This window comes from Agromyces bracchium, from assembly GCF_009709675.1.
Lineage (GTDB): Bacteria > Actinomycetota > Actinomycetes > Actinomycetales > Microbacteriaceae > Agromyces > Agromyces bracchium.
Window position 1 is genome coordinate 36,218 of the sequence record NZ_WMLB01000026.1, and the last position, 15,112, is coordinate 51,329.

The following is a 15,112-nucleotide window of genomic DNA, read 5'->3' on the forward strand; positions in this document are numbered from 1 at the left end:
CCTGCCTTACTTGAACGTGTCGGTGAACGTCTCGTGCGGCACGGGCGGCGCCGGCTCGAGCGTCTGACGGGTCGAGGGGTGGTACGGGTGGTACTCGGTCGGCACCGGCTCGTCGGCCGGCGGCATGAAGACGGGCGTGCCGTCGTCGCCGAAGTACATGAGGTCGAGGTCGAACGCGGCCTGGTTCTTCTCGCCGAAACTGATCCAGTCCTCGTGGAACGGTGCGCGGGCGAGCTCGTAGCAGCGGAACTTCCAGATCTTCCACTCGCCGTCCTGGCGGAGGAAGTCGATGGCGTACTTGCACCACACCCAGTGCGCCCAGACCTTCTTGCCCTGCACCTCGCCGGGCGAGTACATGTCGGGGAAGGCCCTCGCGACCTCGGGGTCGGTGAGCCCCGACTCGGTGCCGGCCATGATCCACACGCCCTTGGCCGTCTCGCCGTCGGCGGCGACCTCGATCACGGGCGTGGTCGTGGCGTGCAGGATGAGCTTGCCGACGGGCGTCGGACGACCCTGGTGGTAGCGGATGACGCTGTCGTAGTCCGTGTACTGTCCGGCGTTGGTGTAGCGCGCTCGGATGCCGGGCGTGCCGCGCTTCACCCACAACGGGACGATCTGCTCGTCCTGGAAGGCGTTGTGCAGGTGCATGTAGCGGTTGAAGAGGTTCTCGACCTGGCCGCGGTCCTCGGCGCGCCGCGCGAGGCGGCTGGCATCGGCCACCTCCCCGCGGAGGCGCGAGACCTCGGCGGCGAGTTCCTCGAGCGTGGTCGTGACTGCCGTGTCTGACATGCTGCTCCCTGATTCAGGCCGTGACGGATGCCGCGGCGACGGTCTCTTCGATGGCACGTCGCATGAGCACGTGCTGCTTCTGCACGAGGTCGATCGGGTCGGCTTCTCCGAGATCGGAGAACGCGTGCCCCTCCCACTCGCTGGAGAGGTAGCCGCGGTAGCCGCCCACGACGAACTGGCGGACGATGCGCGGGATGTCCATGGCCGGCTCGTCGCCGTGCTCGTCGATGTCGTAGAACTTCGCGTGCACGTGGAAGGTCTGCGGCATGATGTCGAGCCACTCCTCGGGGGGCACGAGACCGTGCATGTTGAACGCGAGCCGGGTGAACGGGCCGAAGCGGAGGAAGTCGACGCCCTCCGCGGTGAGGAAGTCCTCGAACTCCTGGTTGCGCACGTGCATCGGCAGCGGCTTCCGCCAGATCTCGTCCATCACGGGGAAGTACTGCTCGGGCATCCCCATCTGCCGGAGCGTGCCGAGCAGTCGCGGCGACAGGCTGTGCATCGTGGAGGAGAAGTCGGCGGTGAATCCGAGCCGCTCGCTGCCGAGCTCCTCGTACAGCTCGCGGATCTGCAGCACCTTCGGGCTGTTCGGCCCCTCGGGGGCGTGGATCTCGTAGGCGAGTCGCTGGTCGTACTGCTCCGCGAGCGGCAGGAGGCTGCGCAGCAGCTCCTTTCCGGCCGAACGGATCACGACGGTCGTGAACCCCAGCGTGTTCGCGGTCTTCAACTGCCGCGCGAAGAACTCGTGCTCCTCGTCCGGCGTCATGTCGCGGTCCTTGCGGCGCCCCATGTCGAGGTTGGTGCCGACGGCGCTCGCCTCGAGCCCGTACCGGTCCAGCGAGTCGAACCACAGCCTGACGAAGTCCGCGTCGACGTCGGGGTAGGTGCGGAGCAGTTGCGCGATGTTGAACTCCACGCCCGGTCCGATGCCGGCCTCGGCGACGGCGGCGATGAGCGTCTCGGGCGTGTACTGGCCTGCGGCGAACTCGCTGGTCATCGAGTAGAGGGTCGTGCCCAGCCGGATGCCGGTGCCGGCGATGCCGTCGGTCATGCGTTCGTCTCCTTCATGAGGGCGTGCGGGAGGTGGTTCGCGAGAGCGGCGCGGGCTTCGGCGGCATCCGTGATCATGCGCGAGCCGGCGTTCTGCGCAGCGGAGCGCTGCACGGCCTGCTCTGCGGCGATGATCTCGAACGGCGACTGCCAGTTGTTCCAGTGCCAGCCCTCGTACTCGCTCGACACAGCTCCGGAGTATCCGTTCCGAACGAGCAGGCCGATGAGGTCGCGCACGGGGACGGACGGCTCCTCGCCGTGCTCATCGATGCCGAAGAACTTGCCGTGCACGTGCTTGATCCACGGCATGATCTCCAGCCAGTCGTCGACGCGCGCCGGACCGAACAGCCCGGTGCCGTTGATCGCGAAGTCGATGCCGAGGTCGGGGCGCCCGTTCTGCGCGGCGAGGCCGATGAAGCGACCGAAGCGCTGGCCGTGATCGGCCTGGTCGGCCGGGGGGCCCTGCTCGGAGAACTCATCCCACAGCGCGACGACCCGGCTCAGGAGTTCCTCCGACGCGCCACGGCGGCGGTACGCCTCGAGCAGCGACGGGGCGAAGCCGGAGACGGTCGCGCCCCAGTCGGCCGTGAACCCGAGGAACGGCGAGCCGACCCGCTCGTACCGGTCGCGGAGCGCGAGGATCCTCGGGTGGGACGCGTACTGGTCGGCGTGCACTTCGAGGGCCAGGGTCACGCCGTGGCGCTCGGCGATCGGAGCCAGTCGCTCCATCGAGTCGGGCGTGATCGAGATCTGCACGCGCGCGATCGGGAAGCCGAGCTTCGCCGCCGCCTGGATCTGCCGCGTCATGTACTCGATCAGCTCGTCCTGGTCGAGCAGCCGGTCGCGGTGGATGCCGATGTCGGCATTCACAGCGAGCGAGGTCGTCACGAGTCCGACCTCGTCGACCAGGTCGCGGAACTCGCCGGCGAAGCGGTCGTCGATCTCGGGGAAGCCGCGGAAGCTCGAGAACCCGATGATCTCGAGGCCCGGGCCGTACCCGTCGGCGGCGACCTTGCGGATCAGTCCCTCGAGGTCGTACTCCCGACCGTGGAAGGCGCGGGTGAAGCTGTAGAGCGTGACGCCCTGGATGGGCGTGCCGAGCGCGGTCATGCCGCCACCGCCTCTCGTGCCGGCATCGTCTTGACGTCGTGCTCCTCGATGTGGAGCGTCTCGTCGTCGCCGATGATGATGTACGGGATGTAGAGCGTCAGGTCGACGCGGACCTCGTGCTCCGCGGCATCCGCTGCGACGACCAGGTCGCCGGACAGCACCGCGGAGTCGGTCGGGAACCACCACTCGCCCGTCTCGCCGACGAGTTCGTCGAACGTGAAGGTGCGGCCGTTCATGCCCCAGCGGAGCGTGGCGGCGGGCGCCTCGACGCCGTCGATCGACAGGGCGGCACCGGCGATGCAGGAGCCGGGCAGTGCGCGATACCAGGGGATGCGGACCTCGACGGACACGCGCGTGCCATCGGTGATGAGCGTGCCCTGTTCGATGATGCGGTCGGCGATCATGCGGACCTCCTCGACTTCTTCGTCATGATTCCTACAATCTAATGTCTGTTTTCGACGGAAGCAAGCTTCGCCGCGAATTCGCGGGCGATCGCGCGGGCTCCGCGGATCGCCAGCGCGACGCTGGTGAGCGTCGGGTTGCACGCCGTCGCGGTCGGGATGAGGTTGTTCCCGGCGACGAACACGCCCGGCGCCTCCCAGACTTCGCTCTCGGGACTGCAGACGCTCTCGCCGTCGTTTCGCTCACCCATGCGCGTCGTGCCCTGGTAGTGCAGCGAGGCCCCGAGGGGCATCGTGAACGGGCGCGGGTCGAGCGGCTCGCCGACCGCTGCGCCGAGGCGCACGATCTCCTCGCGCGCCGCTTCCAGCACCTCGTGATCGCGATCCGTCAGCCGGTAGTGGATGCGCATCGCCGGCATGCCGTACGCGTCGACCTCGTCGTCGCTGAACTCGACGCGGTCATCGCGCTGCAGGTCCTTCGCGCAGAAGAGGCCCAGACCCACGATCGAGCCGGGCACGACGGGGTCGTCCTCCGCGAGCGGGATGGGCGACGCGTCGAGCTGCATGATCTGCCCGTGGAAGGGCTGCTCGTCGGTGTAGGGCACCCAGCTGACGCCGCTCTGCTCGCTGAGGCCGCCCTCGGGTGGCGCGGTGTGTTCGGCGCCCTCGCCCGGCCCGACATCGCGGATGCGCGACGCGAAGACGACCTGCGTCTGGTCGTTGAGGTACCGCCCGAGTGCGTCGGGGCGGATGCCGCTGGCCCACAGCAGCTGCGGCGTGCGCAACGCATCGGCCGCCACGACGACGGCGCGGGCGCGGACCTGGTGCTCCTCCCCCGTCCGCAGGTCGCGCACGAGGACGCCCGCTGCACGGCCGTCCTCGACGAGCACGCGCCTGACGAGGGACTCGTCGTGCAGCGCGAACCGCGGATTGCTGCGGGTCGCCTCGCCCAGGACGACGTCGGAGCCGGACCACACGAGCCGACCGTCGTGGCGTCGGTGCACTGCGAGCGGCATCCGCTGCACGCGCGCCGCCGCCTCGCGGCCGTCGTCGACCGCGGCCGCGAGCCGCTCGCGGACGAGGCCCGTGAAGGGCGCACCGTCGAACGCGTCGGTGGTGACGCCGAGTAGTCGGTCGGCCTCGTCGAGCAGGTCGTCGAGGTCGGGCAGGAACGCGATGCGCTCGCGGCCCCCGGGCCGCGGGCACGCGCCGGTCCAGTGCGCGGACATGCCGCCGACGTTGCTCGACATGGCGACGACGGGAAGGCCGTCCTCGCCCGGGAACGCATAGCCCTCGTCGAGTAGGAACGTGCCCGGGCGAGCCCGGCGCTCGCCGCTCTTGACCGCACCGGGCGAGCTCACGGTGTCGGCGCCGGAGCCGGGGCCCTCGGACGCGCGCTGTGCGGCGGCGCGGGCCACCGGGTTCTCGATGTTCTTGACATGCGCACCAGGCGGATCGGAGACCGTCGGGCCGACCTCGAACATCGCGATGGCAACGTCCGGTGCCTCCTCGCTCAGGATGCGGGCGTACGCCGCGCCGGTCGGGCCGCTGCCGACGATCGCGACGTCGACGTACGCCGGGTACCGGGTCATGCGGACACCGCCAGTTCGCGGATGAGCGCGACGGACGCCTCCGATGCCTGCGTCGGGTAGTACTCGAGCCCGATCGGGCCGTCGTACCCCGACGCGCGAAGGATGCCGAGCGTCGCGGCCCAGTCGAGCGATCCCGAGCCCGGCTCGCCGCGGCCCGGCGTGTCGGCGAGCTGGACGTACTTGACGAGGTCGCCGGCATTCGCGAGCTCGGTCGCCATGTCCTCGCCCTCGACTGCCGAGTGGTAGATGTCGTAGAGCACGCCGAAGAAGGGCGAGTCGACGCCACGTGCGACGTAGGCGGCCTCGCTCGTGCGATCAAGCAGTGAGCCCGGGTGGTCCACGCGGACGTTGACCGGCTCGAGGACGAGCGTGACGTCCGATCCGTCGATCTGCGCGATCGCCTTCCGGTAGATCTCGACGAGCTTGTCCAACTGGACCTGGCGCTTCCAGCCGCCGAAGCCCGTCCCACTGCCGACCACGATCCGCGGCGTGCCGAGCAGATGTGCGATCTCCACGCCTTCGTCGAGTTTGCGGAAGAACTCCGAGTGGTCCCACGGCGGAATCATGAACTGCGTGCGCGGCTCAGAGAGCTGTGCCGTCAGTTGCGTGCCGGTCTCCTCGAGCGCCGCCTTGAGCGCAGGGAGGTCCTTCGGCGTCGCCGGGGCGTCGACGCCGGTCGGCCCCCACATCTCGACGGCGGTGAATCCGGCCGCGGCGGCGGCGCGGACGCGGTCGTGGTAGTCGCCGGCCTCGGTGAAGAGGAGTTCGATGTTGGGTGCGAGCTGGTACACGTGCTCTCCTGGTGTCGAGTGGAAAGGGGTCGTGGGCGGCATGCACTGGATCTGCGGCAGCAGGTCCGGTGCTCGACGATCCGGCCGTCCTCGAATCGGTGGAGGTCCGCGACGGACCTCAGCCCTTGAGACCTCCGGCGAAACCCTGGATGAAGCGCTTCTGGGCGAACATGTAGAAGGCGAGGATCGGGATCATCGAGATGATCACGACGGCGAAGATCTTGTTCCACGCCGACACCAGGCCGCCGACGTACGTGTACATCGCGACGGGCAGCGTCTGCGTCTCGGAGCCGCCGAGGAAGATCAGCGAGTTGAAGAAGTCGTTCCAGACGATGAGTCCCGCGAGGATCGCCACGGTGCCCGTCGCCGGGGACATGAGCGGCAGCACGACCCGGAAGAACGCCTGGGTCGGTGTGGCACCGTCGATCACGGCCGCCTCTTCGTACTCCGTCGTGAGACCGCGGAAGAAGCTCGCGTACAGGAAGATCGAGAGCGGCAGCAGGATGCCGATCCAGAGCAGGATCATGCCGAGCGCGTTGCCCGTGAGGCCGACCGACCGCGCACCGATGTAGAGCGGCACCGTGCCGAGCTGCGCGGGCAGGATGATCGCGATGAGGACCAGGTAGAACGTGACGTTCGTCCAGGTGCGCGTGCGGCGGGCGATGACGTAGGCGGTCAGCGACCCGAGCAGCACGAGTCCGGCGATCGCCCCCACCGTGATGATCACGCTGTTCAGGATGCTCATCGGGATGCTGTTGCGCCCGGTGGACGTCAGCACCTCCACGAACGCGCTGAAGTCGACCGACGAGGGCAGAGCGACCGCACTGGTGGTCAGCACCTCCTGGTCGGTCTTCAGCGAGGTCACGACCAGGAGATAGAGCGGAAGGAGGCCGACCAGGGTCACGATCCAGACGAGGACCTCGCGGAGCGCGGTGAGCTTGGTGTATCGGAACATGTTCAGGCCTTTCCGGCGTCGCGGTCGCGGGTGACGTACTGCTGGAGGATCGCGAACACGAGGATGATGAGCGTGAGCACGAGCGCGAGCGACGAGCCGAAGCCGAACTGCCCGAGCGAGAACGCCTGCTTGTAGACCTCCGTCGCCAGGGTCTCGGTGGCCCCGGCGGGCCCGCCGCCCGTGAGCGCCAGGATCTGGTCGAAGATCCGCAGGCCCTGGATGATGCCGAGCGTCGTGGCGATCGCGATCGAGGGGCGGATGGCGGGGACCACGACGTGCCGGAAGCGGCCCCAGATCCCTGCGCCGTCGAGCGCAGCGGCCTCCTCGACCTCGATCGGCACGCTCGCGAGTCCGGCGAGGTAGATGACCATGACGAACCCGGTCTGCTGCCACACGACGGTGATCAGGATGGCCCAGATCGACCAGGTGGGGTCGGCGAGCCAGACCTTCTGGAACTCCTCGAGTCCGATGAGGCCGAGGAATCCGTTCAGCGGGCCGTCGAACTGGAAGATGAACTTCCAGACGTACGCGACGGCCAGCGGGCTGAGCACCACCGGCATGAAGAGCAGCGTGCGCAGGATGTACCGGGTCTTCAGCATGCGGTTGATCGCGAGCGCGTAGAGCAGGCCGAAGACGTTGGTCAGGATGACCGAGCCGAACGCGAGGAACAGGGTGTTCCAGACCGATCCGAGGAGTTGAGGATCACTGAAGATGCGCTCGAAGTTGGCCAGGCCGATGAAGTCCCAGTCGCCGAGGCCGGTCCAGTTCGTGAACGCGAAGAATCCGCCCGTGAGCGTTGCGACGTAGTGGACGCCGATGACGGCCGCGACCGCGGGGAGTGCCCACCACCAGTGCCCGAACTGGATGAGCGGCTTCCGGCCGCCACGCGGCCTGGGCGGCGGAGTATTGCGGGCGGCGGGCGGCACGGTGATGGTGCGGGTGCTGTCCTGCGTCGTCACAGTCATTTCGCTTCCTGACATCGTCGTCGCGGCGCCTCAGCGGATCGAAGCGCGTTATGGCCACTCTCCCACGCTTGTGTCGAAAACACACATTAGTCATCTCGATGCCGCGTATAAGTAGGAACGCCCCAGTGATGGCGTGGAGCGGCATAGGCTGGACCGGTAGGCATGAATCGATTCAAAGGAGTCTCGATGGTCGACATCGGCGATCTGGGCGTGGAGCATCTGACCTCGCCGACCGGCGTCTGGACCGCCCGCCCTCGGTACTCCTGGCGTTTCGCCACGACGGAGCACGACCTGACGCAGTCCGCGTACGAGCTCGAGGTCGTCGACCTCGACCGATCCGCACCGGCGTGGCGAAGCGGTCGCGTTCCGTCCTCGCGGACCACGCTCGTCGAGCACGGGGGCGACGTACTCCGGTCGGCGACGAGGTACGGGTGGCGCGTGCGCTCGTGGCTCGCCGGGAGGAGCGATCCGACCGCTTGGGCGCACTCCGAATTCGAGACGACCCTGCTCGGCGACGAGCCCTGGACTGCGCCGTGGATCGAACCCGAGCAGGCCCCCGTCCGACCCGACGGCGCCGCGCGCTTCCAGGACCTGCATTCGCTCCGGATCGACTCCCCGCCGGAGGATCGACTGCACCCGCTTCCCTACGTCCGCCAGCGGTTCGACGTCGACGGCGAGGTCGTCCGGGCCCGGCTGTACGCCACGGCGCACGGCATCTACCGCGCCGAGATCAACGGGTCTCCCGTCTCGGATGAGCTGTTCGCACCGGGCAACGACAGCTACGACCGGCGACTCTCGTTCCAGGTCTACGACGTCACCGGCCTCGTCGGTCGAGGTGAGAACGTCCTCGGGTTGACGCTGTCGGACGGATGGTACGCCGGGCGCGTGGGCATCCTCGGCTCCAGTCGTCACTACGGCGAACGCCTCCGGGCGACGTGGCAGCTCAGACTCGCCTACGCCGACGGGCGCGCCAGCACCCTCCTCTCGGACGGCACGGCGGTCTCGTCGACGGACGGGCCGCTCCGGTACGCCGACCTCGCGGTGGGCGAGTGCTTCGACGCCCGGGTCGACTGGGACGGATGGAGCCGACCCGGCTTCGACGACTCCGGTTGGTCCGAGGTCCGGGTCGTCGACGTCGACCAGCCGCTCGTCCCCTTCGCCGGCGAGCCGGTCCGTCCGGTGCTCGAACTGCCCGCGGTCGAGATCATCCGCACTCCCGCGGCCGAGACGGTGGTCGACTTCGGACAGGTCATCGCCGGGATGATTCGCTTCCGGGTCCGCGGACCGCGCGGAGCGATCGTGCGCCTGGAGCACTCCGAGGTGCTCGATGAACACGGGAACTTCCTGATGAACATCGTCGGGCCGAACAAGGACCAGACGGATGTCTACGTGCTCGCCGGAGCCGACGACGGCGAGACGTGGACTCCCACGTTCACGTTCCACGGATTCCGGTACGCACGCCTCACGGGTTTCCCCGAGGGCATCCGACCCGACGACTTCACGGCCGTCGTGACCTCGTCCGACCTCCCGGTCATCGGCGAGTTCAGCTGCTCGGACGAGCGGCTGAACCGGCTCCATCAGAACGTGCGCTGGAGCCAGCGCGGCAACTTCCTCTCGATCCCGACCGACTGCCCGCAGCGGGAGCGATACGGGTGGACCGGCGACATCCAGGTGTTCGCGCCGACCGCCGCGACGAACATGGCGGTCGCGCCGTTCCTCAGCCGGTGGCTCGCGAACGTCCGCGCCGACCAACTCGAGGACGGACGGATCACCAACATCTCGCCCGATCCGCCGTCCCTGCGGTTCATCGCCGAGGGGCCGCCTCCGAGCTACGACGACCCCGTCATGCTGCTCGTCTCCTCGGCCGGCTGGGGCGACGCGATCGCGATCGTCCCCCACGTGCTCTACGAGCACTTCGACGACGTCCGCGTCCTGGAGGAGAACTACCCCGCCATGGTCGCCTGGGCCGAGTACCAGATCCGGAGCGCCGAACGCGGGCTCCCGCCGCGCCTCGTCGGCGTCGAACTCGACGACGCGCGCCGCGCGCGCCAGCGCTACCTCTGGAACAACGAGCCGAACTTCGGCGACTGGCTCGCGCCCAGCACGCTCGTCGGACCGGACGGCGACCAGATCAACGCCCCGCGCCGAACCGGCGAGATCGTCGGCTCCCTCTCCCACGGCCACCTGCTCGACCGGCTGTCGCAGATCGCGTCCGTCCTCGGACGGTCAGCGGACGCCGAGCGCTTCGCCGCTCGAGCCTCGGCGGTCCGCGCGGCCTTCGCCGACGAGTACATCGACTCGCAGGGCCGGATCCCGGGCGACCTGCAGGGGCCGTACGTGCTCGCCTTGGCCTTCGACTTCGTCCCCGACGACCTCGTGCCGCTCGTCGCCGACCAACTGGTCGAGCTCATCAAGCGCGCAGACGACCACCTCGACACGGGCTTCCTGTCGGTGCCGCACCTGCTCGACGTGCTCTGGGACACCGGGCAGCGGGACCTCGCGCGCAGGATCCTCTTCCAGGAGACGGCGCCGTCATGGCTCTACGAGGTGACGCAGGGCGCCACCACGATCTGGGAGGGCTGGGAGGCGATCCGGACGGACGGCACGGTGACCGAACTCTCGTTCAACCACTACGCCTTCGGCTGCGTCGACGACTGGATCTTCCGACGCCTGGCCGGGCTGCAGCTCATCGAGCCCGGCTACCGGCGATCACGGATCGAACCCGACTTCGAGTGCGGGCTCACCCGGGTCTCCGCGCACGTCGACACGCCGAGCGGGCGGCTGGCGTCCTCGTGGCAACGGCTCGAGAACGGGCGCGTGGAACTCCGCGTGGACGTGCCGCCGAACACGACCACGACGATCGCACTGCCGGCGTCGGCCCGAGGGATCCGGCTCGAACGCGCCGGCCTGACGCGGCAGGTCGCCGCCGAGACCGACCTCGGATCGGGGTCTGCCACCGTCTCGTTCGATCTCTGACATCGGCGACGCGGGGCCCGGTGCCCGCAGCCCGAATCAGCCGGACTATTGCCCCGCATAACCGATACTAATGTCAGAATCGTGCGAATGTGTGCAACGCTGGTTCCACGGCCGAGCGCCGTGCCAGCCTCCCAGAGCTGGCGACAACGACGTCACGAAAGGGTCGAAATGCCACAGCACGCACAGCACCCCGCAGCCAAGCTCCGGTGGTCGCTCCTCGCCGCACCGGTCGCCGGTGCACTGGTCCTCGCCGGCTGCTCCGGCGGTGGGAACGACGACGGAGGCGACTCCGCCGGCGGCTCCGCCGACAGCTTCTCCGTCATGGTCGCCCAGGCCAACGACACCGACGACGCCTACGCGCAGCTCCTCGAGCAGTACTCGACGGAGACCGGCGTCGAGGTCGAGGTCATCCCCTACCCCTCCGAGGCCTACAACACGCAGGTCACCACGCAGCTGCAGGGCGGCAACGCCGCCGACGCGATGATCCTCTCGCCGGGCACCGGCCAGCCGATCTCGGTCATCACGCTCGCCGAGGCGGGCTTCCTGGAGCCGCTCGATGACACCTCGGCGGGGATCATCCCCGAGGGCACCGAGTCGCTGTACGAGGTCGACGGCGAGATCTACGCCCAGCCCACCTCGCTGCAGCCGGTCGGCCTCGTCTACAACCCGGCGGCGGCCGAGGAGGTCGGCATCGACGAGTTCCCGGCGACGTACGAGGACCTGCTGGATGCCTGTGCCACGGCACGCGACGGCGGCAAGAGCTTCCTCGTGATCGCCGGGTCCGTCCCGTTCAACACCGGCCTGTTCTCGCAGATCCTCTCCGCGACCCGGGTGTACGAACAGGATCCCGACTGGAACGAGCAGCGCACAGCGGGCGACGTCACCTTCGCCGACAGCGGATGGCGCGACGCGCTCGAGGACTTCGTCGAGCTGAACGAGGCCGGCTGCTTCCAGGACGGCGCAGCGGGCGGCACCTTCGACAACATCACGAACGGCATCGGCGGCGGCACGGCGCTCAGCGCGCCGGTTCCCGGCTCGGCGGCGAACTCGATCAACGCCGGCGCCGGCCTCGAGACCGACGTGCAGGCGTTCCCGCCGGCCGACGGCGCGGGCGAGTTCACGATGGCCTCGGCGAACTACGCGTGGGCGATCAACGCCTCCGCTGATGACGACGTGAAGGCGGCGGTGCAGGAGTTCCTCGACTGGGCCGCCGAGCCCGAGCAGGCGAAGACCTTCGCCGACATCTTCGGCGCCGTGCCGATCACGGGCGTCGCCGGCGACGACCTCCTCCCCATCTACCAGCCCATCGGCGGCCTGCTCGAATCGGGCGCCTTCACGGGCCTCCCGAACGCGACCTGGCCGAACCCCGCGGTGTACGACGCGCTCGGCGCGGGCGTGCAGGGCCTGCTCACCGGGCAGACGACGGTCGACGGCATCCTCGACGAGATGGACGCCGCCTGGGACCAGTGACCCGCGGGGACATCCCCTCACCGACGGATCGCCGCTCGGGGCCTCGCGCCCCGGGCGGCGATCCGCGTCCCAGCCATGAAGGAGACCGCATGTTCGCGAGCCCCCGCGTCCGCGCCCTGGTCGACGAGATGACCGTCGCCGAGAAGCTCGGCCAACTCCAGATCGTGTTCCGGCCCCGGGCCGACGATGCCGCGAAGCTCGTGCGCGAGGGCATCGGCTCGGTGTTCTGGCCGCGATCGGCCGCCGCGACCAACGCACTGCAGCGGGTCGCCGTCGAGGAGACCCGGCTCGGTGTCCCCCTGCTCGTCGGGCTCGACGTCATCCACGGGCAGCGCACCATCGCGCCCGTCCCACTCGCGCAGGCCGCGAGCTTCGACCCCGTGACGGTGGAACGGCTGGCGCGACTCGCCGCGACCGAGGCGCGTTCGGGCGGCGCGAACTGGACGTTCTCCCCCATGCTCGACGTGTCGCGCGATCCGCGCTGGGGCCGCGCGGTCGAGGGCTTCGGTGAGGACGTGCACCTGACCGCCGAGATGGGCCGGGCGATGGTGCGCGGCTACCAGGGCGCCTCGCTCGCGGCGCCCGACGCCATCGCGGCGACCGCGAAGCACTTTGTGGCGTACGGTCAACCCGAGGGCGGGCGCGACTACGACGCAGCGGACGTCTCCGAGCACCGCCTCCGGAACGTGCACCTCGAGCCCTTCCGCGCGGCGGTCGATGCGGGTACGGCGTCCGTCATGGCCTCGTTCAACACCGTGGCGGGGCGGCCCATGCACGCCAACCGTCGTCTGCTGACCGGCGTCCTCAAGGAGGAGTGGGGCTTCGACGGAGTCGTCGTCGGGGACGCCGACGGCGTGCGGAACCTGATCCCCCACGGCGTCGCGGCCGACCTCGCGGACGCCGTGCGACTGGCCTACTCCGCCGGCCTCGACATCGAGATGGGCGGCACGCCCGGCGAGCTCGACCCGTCCGTGCTTGCACCTGAGCGGCTCGCCCCAGCTCGCATCGACGACGCGGTCACCCGGGTGCTGGCGCTGAAGGAGGCGCTCGGCCTCTTCGACGATCCGTACGTGCCCGAGGCCGACGAGCGCATCGAGCCGACCGACGACTCCCGGCGCATGGTGCGGGAGGCGGCCGCGCGAGCGTGCGTGCTGCTGAAGAACGACGGCACGCTGCCCTTGCGCGAGCCGCGGCGCGTGCTGCTGACCGGGCCCTACGCCGAGTCGACGGACCACCTCGGCGCATGGACGCAGTCGTTCGCCGCGCCGGCTCGCAGCATCGCCGACGAGCTCCGCGAGCGGCGTCCGGAGGTCGACGTGCGCGTCGTCCCGGGCGTCGGGTTCCTGGACGACGACGTCAGCGGCATCGCCGACGCCGTCGCGGCAGCACGCGACGCCGACGTCGTGGTCCTCCTCGCCGGCGAACCGAGCTCACTGTCCGGCGAGGCGGCCTCGCGCAGCGACCTCCGCCTTCCCGGCCGACAGGCCGACCTGATCAGGGCGATCGCCGCGACGGCCACGCCGTTCGCGGTCGTGCTCGAAAATGGGCGGCCGCTCGTGGTCGCCGACTGGATCGACGATGCGCCGACCGTGCTCGAGGCGTGGCACGGCGGCACCGAGGCATCCGCGGCGATCGTCGACGTGCTGCTCGGCGACGCCGACCCGGCCGGTCGCCTGCCCATGTCGTTCCCGCGCTCGGCCGGCCAGGTGCCCGTGTACTACGCGCACGAGCGCACCGGACGTCCGGCCGCCACCGGCGGCACGCTGACCGAGACGAGCGCCGACGTCGGCCTTCACGGTCCCGACAACGTGCACGAGAAGTACACGTCGAAGTACCTCGACCTCGAGCTCGGACCGCAGTTCGCGTTCGGGCACGGCTCGGGCTATGCGAGCTTCGCCCACGGGCGGCCCCGGCTGGATCGCGAGGAGGTCGCACTCGGCGAAGTCGAGGGGGGCGCTCGTCTCACCATCACGATCGACGCGACGAACACGTCCGATCGTCGCGGCGACGAGGTGCTGCTCGTCTTCGTCGAGGACGTCGTCGCGAGCATCGCGCCGCCCGTCCGCCGGCTCGTCGCGTTCGAACGGCGCACGCTCGACGCCGGTGAGACGGCGACCTTCTCGTTCGAAATCGGCGAACGTGAGCTCGGCTTCTGGGCGACGGATGCCGCTGGCGCGCGCTTCGCCGTCGAGCCCGGGCTCTTCCGACTGCACGTCGGCCCGACGCTCGAGCGCACGCAGGCGGTCGAACTGCGCGTCAGCGGGCGGCCCGCCTCGATCACCACCCTTGAAGGAGACCCACGATGACGGTCACGACGATCCCGACGGCACCGAGCGGCTGGTCGATCGAGCGGGATGGCGGGTTCCGGTTGCTCCACGGCGGGCGCCCTGCGCTCCTGCTCGGCGGACAGGTGCACAACTCCTCCTCGTCCTCGCGGAAGTCGATCGCCGATTCGTTCGCCCACGTTCGCCGGATGAACGGCAACACCGTCCTGGCGCCGGTGAGCTGGGCGCTGCTCGAGCCGACGGAGGGGACGTTCGACCTCTCGCTCGTCGATGCGATGCTCGAGGAGGCGCGCTCGAACGGGCTTCGACTCGTCCTGCTCTGGTTCGGCGCGTTCAAGAACGCCGCGTCGACCTACGCCCCGAGCTGGGTCCGCGCCGACGCCGGGCGGTTCCCGCGTGCGGAGGTCGACACGCAACGGCGCACGGCGTTCACGTATCCGGGTGCGACGGCGAAGCCGGTGCTCTCGGTCTTCAGCCCGGAACTCCGAGATGCCGACGCCGCCGCGTTCGAGACCCTCATGCGGCACCTCGTCGTCATGGACGTCGACGACACCGTGGCGATGGTCCAGGTCGAGAACGAGTCGGGCCTGCTCGCGGACAGCCGCGACCGCGGTCCGCTCGCCGAACTCGCCTGGGGCGCGGCCGTGCCCGCCGCACTGCTCGACCGTCTCGGCTCTGGCGGTTCCTCCGCGATGCACGACCTCTGCTGGAGCGCGGCGCCGTCCGAT

The 15,112-nt window shown here is 69.7% G+C and carries 11 protein-coding genes and 1 pseudogene; 4 read left to right on the forward strand and 8 right to left on the reverse strand.

Annotation, left to right across the window (positions count from 1 at the left end):
- Positions 1-6 precede the first annotated feature (6 nt).
- The 8 genes from GJ743_RS13205 to GJ743_RS13240 all read right to left on the reverse strand — a co-directional run bounded on the left by GJ743_RS13205 (position 7) and on the right by GJ743_RS13240 (position 7,653).
- Positions 7-789, reverse strand: a complete 783-nt coding sequence (locus tag GJ743_RS13205; protein WP_155052378.1) for a nuclear transport factor 2 family protein — start codon at positions 787-789, stop codon at positions 7-9.
- Positions 790-802: 13 nt separating this feature from the next.
- Positions 803-1,840 carry a sugar phosphate isomerase/epimerase family protein gene (locus GJ743_RS13210; RefSeq protein WP_155052379.1) on the reverse strand — a complete coding sequence of 346 codons (1,038 nt, stop codon included), beginning with the start codon at positions 1,838-1,840 and terminating at the stop codon, positions 803-805.
- Positions 1,837-2,949, reverse strand: coding sequence for a sugar phosphate isomerase/epimerase family protein (locus GJ743_RS13215; protein WP_155052380.1), 1,113 nt, complete (start codon positions 2,947-2,949; stop codon positions 1,837-1,839). The genes GJ743_RS13210 and GJ743_RS13215 overlap by 4 nt, the downstream gene beginning before the upstream one ends.
- Entirely contained in the window at positions 2,946-3,353 is a 408-nt protein-coding gene (locus tag GJ743_RS13220; protein WP_155052381.1) for a C-glycoside deglycosidase beta subunit domain-containing protein, read from the reverse strand. The genes GJ743_RS13215 and GJ743_RS13220 overlap by 4 nt, the downstream gene beginning before the upstream one ends.
- 38 nt (positions 3,354-3,391) lie before the next feature.
- Positions 3,392-4,942, reverse strand: coding sequence for a GMC oxidoreductase (locus GJ743_RS13225; protein WP_155052382.1), 1,551 nt, complete (start codon positions 4,940-4,942; stop codon positions 3,392-3,394).
- On the reverse strand, positions 4,939-5,733 hold the full coding sequence (locus tag GJ743_RS13230) for a TIM barrel protein (RefSeq protein ID WP_328289175.1): 795 nt from the start codon (positions 5,731-5,733) through the stop codon (positions 4,939-4,941). Before GJ743_RS13230 ends, GJ743_RS13225 begins: the two co-directional genes overlap by 4 nt.
- A gap of 118 nt (positions 5,734-5,851) precedes the next feature.
- On the reverse strand, positions 5,852-6,688 hold the full coding sequence (locus tag GJ743_RS13235) for a carbohydrate ABC transporter permease (RefSeq protein ID WP_155052384.1): 837 nt from the start codon (positions 6,686-6,688) through the stop codon (positions 5,852-5,854).
- 2 nt (positions 6,689-6,690) lie between these two features.
- On the reverse strand, positions 6,691-7,653 hold the full coding sequence (locus GJ743_RS13240; RefSeq protein WP_155052385.1) for a carbohydrate ABC transporter permease: 963 nt from the start codon (positions 7,651-7,653) through the stop codon (positions 6,691-6,693).
- A gap of 186 nt (positions 7,654-7,839) precedes the next feature.
- On the opposite strand from GJ743_RS13240, the gene GJ743_RS13245 reads away from it, so the two are divergent.
- From GJ743_RS13245 to GJ743_RS20370, 4 genes and pseudogenes are all read left to right on the forward strand, one after another.
- On the forward strand, positions 7,840-10,629 hold the full coding sequence (locus GJ743_RS13245; protein WP_196217001.1) for an alpha-L-rhamnosidase: 2,790 nt from the start codon (positions 7,840-7,842) through the stop codon (positions 10,627-10,629).
- A 168-nt stretch (positions 10,630-10,797) separates the two neighbouring features.
- On the forward strand, positions 10,798-12,099 hold the full coding sequence (locus tag GJ743_RS13250; RefSeq protein WP_155052387.1) for an ABC transporter substrate-binding protein: 1,302 nt from the start codon (positions 10,798-10,800) through the stop codon (positions 12,097-12,099).
- Positions 12,100-12,188: 89 nt separating this feature from the next.
- A complete protein-coding gene (locus GJ743_RS13255) occupies positions 12,189-14,405 on the forward strand; it encodes a glycoside hydrolase family 3 N-terminal domain-containing protein (protein ID WP_155052388.1) in 2,217 nt (738 codons plus the stop codon).
- Positions 14,402-14,959, forward strand: a pseudogene (locus tag GJ743_RS20370) (beta-galactosidase); the annotation flags it as partial. The gene GJ743_RS13255 and the pseudogene GJ743_RS20370, both read left to right, overlap by 4 nt.
- Between the last annotated feature and the right edge of the window lie 153 nt (positions 14,960-15,112).

Bases quoted from the DNA above. Each gene is read 5' to 3' on its own strand.
- GJ743_RS13205 (WP_155052378.1), bottom strand. From the start codon at position 789: ATGTCAGACACGGCAGTCACGACCACGCTCGAGGAACTCGCCGCCGAG.
- GJ743_RS13210 (WP_155052379.1), bottom strand. From the start codon at position 1,840: ATGACCGACGGCATCGCCGGCACCGGCATCCGGCTGGGCACGACCCTC.
- GJ743_RS13215 (WP_155052380.1), bottom strand. From the start codon at position 2,949: ATGACCGCGCTCGGCACGCCCATCCAGGGCGTCACGCTCTACAGCTTC.
- GJ743_RS13220 (WP_155052381.1), bottom strand. From the start codon at position 3,353: ATGATCGCCGACCGCATCATCGAACAGGGCACGCTCATCACCGATGGC.
- GJ743_RS13225 (WP_155052382.1), bottom strand. From the start codon at position 4,942: ATGACCCGGTACCCGGCGTACGTCGACGTCGCGATCGTCGGCAGCGGC.
- GJ743_RS13235 (WP_155052384.1), bottom strand. From the start codon at position 6,688: ATGTTCCGATACACCAAGCTCACCGCGCTCCGCGAGGTCCTCGTCTGG.
- GJ743_RS13240 (WP_155052385.1), bottom strand. From the start codon at position 7,653: ATGACTGTGACGACGCAGGACAGCACCCGCACCATCACCGTGCCGCCC.
- GJ743_RS13245 (WP_196217001.1), top strand. From the start codon at position 7,840: ATGGTCGACATCGGCGATCTGGGCGTGGAGCATCTGACCTCGCCGACC.
- GJ743_RS13250 (WP_155052387.1), top strand. From the start codon at position 10,798: ATGCCACAGCACGCACAGCACCCCGCAGCCAAGCTCCGGTGGTCGCTC.
- GJ743_RS13255 (WP_155052388.1), top strand. From the start codon at position 12,189: ATGTTCGCGAGCCCCCGCGTCCGCGCCCTGGTCGACGAGATGACCGTC.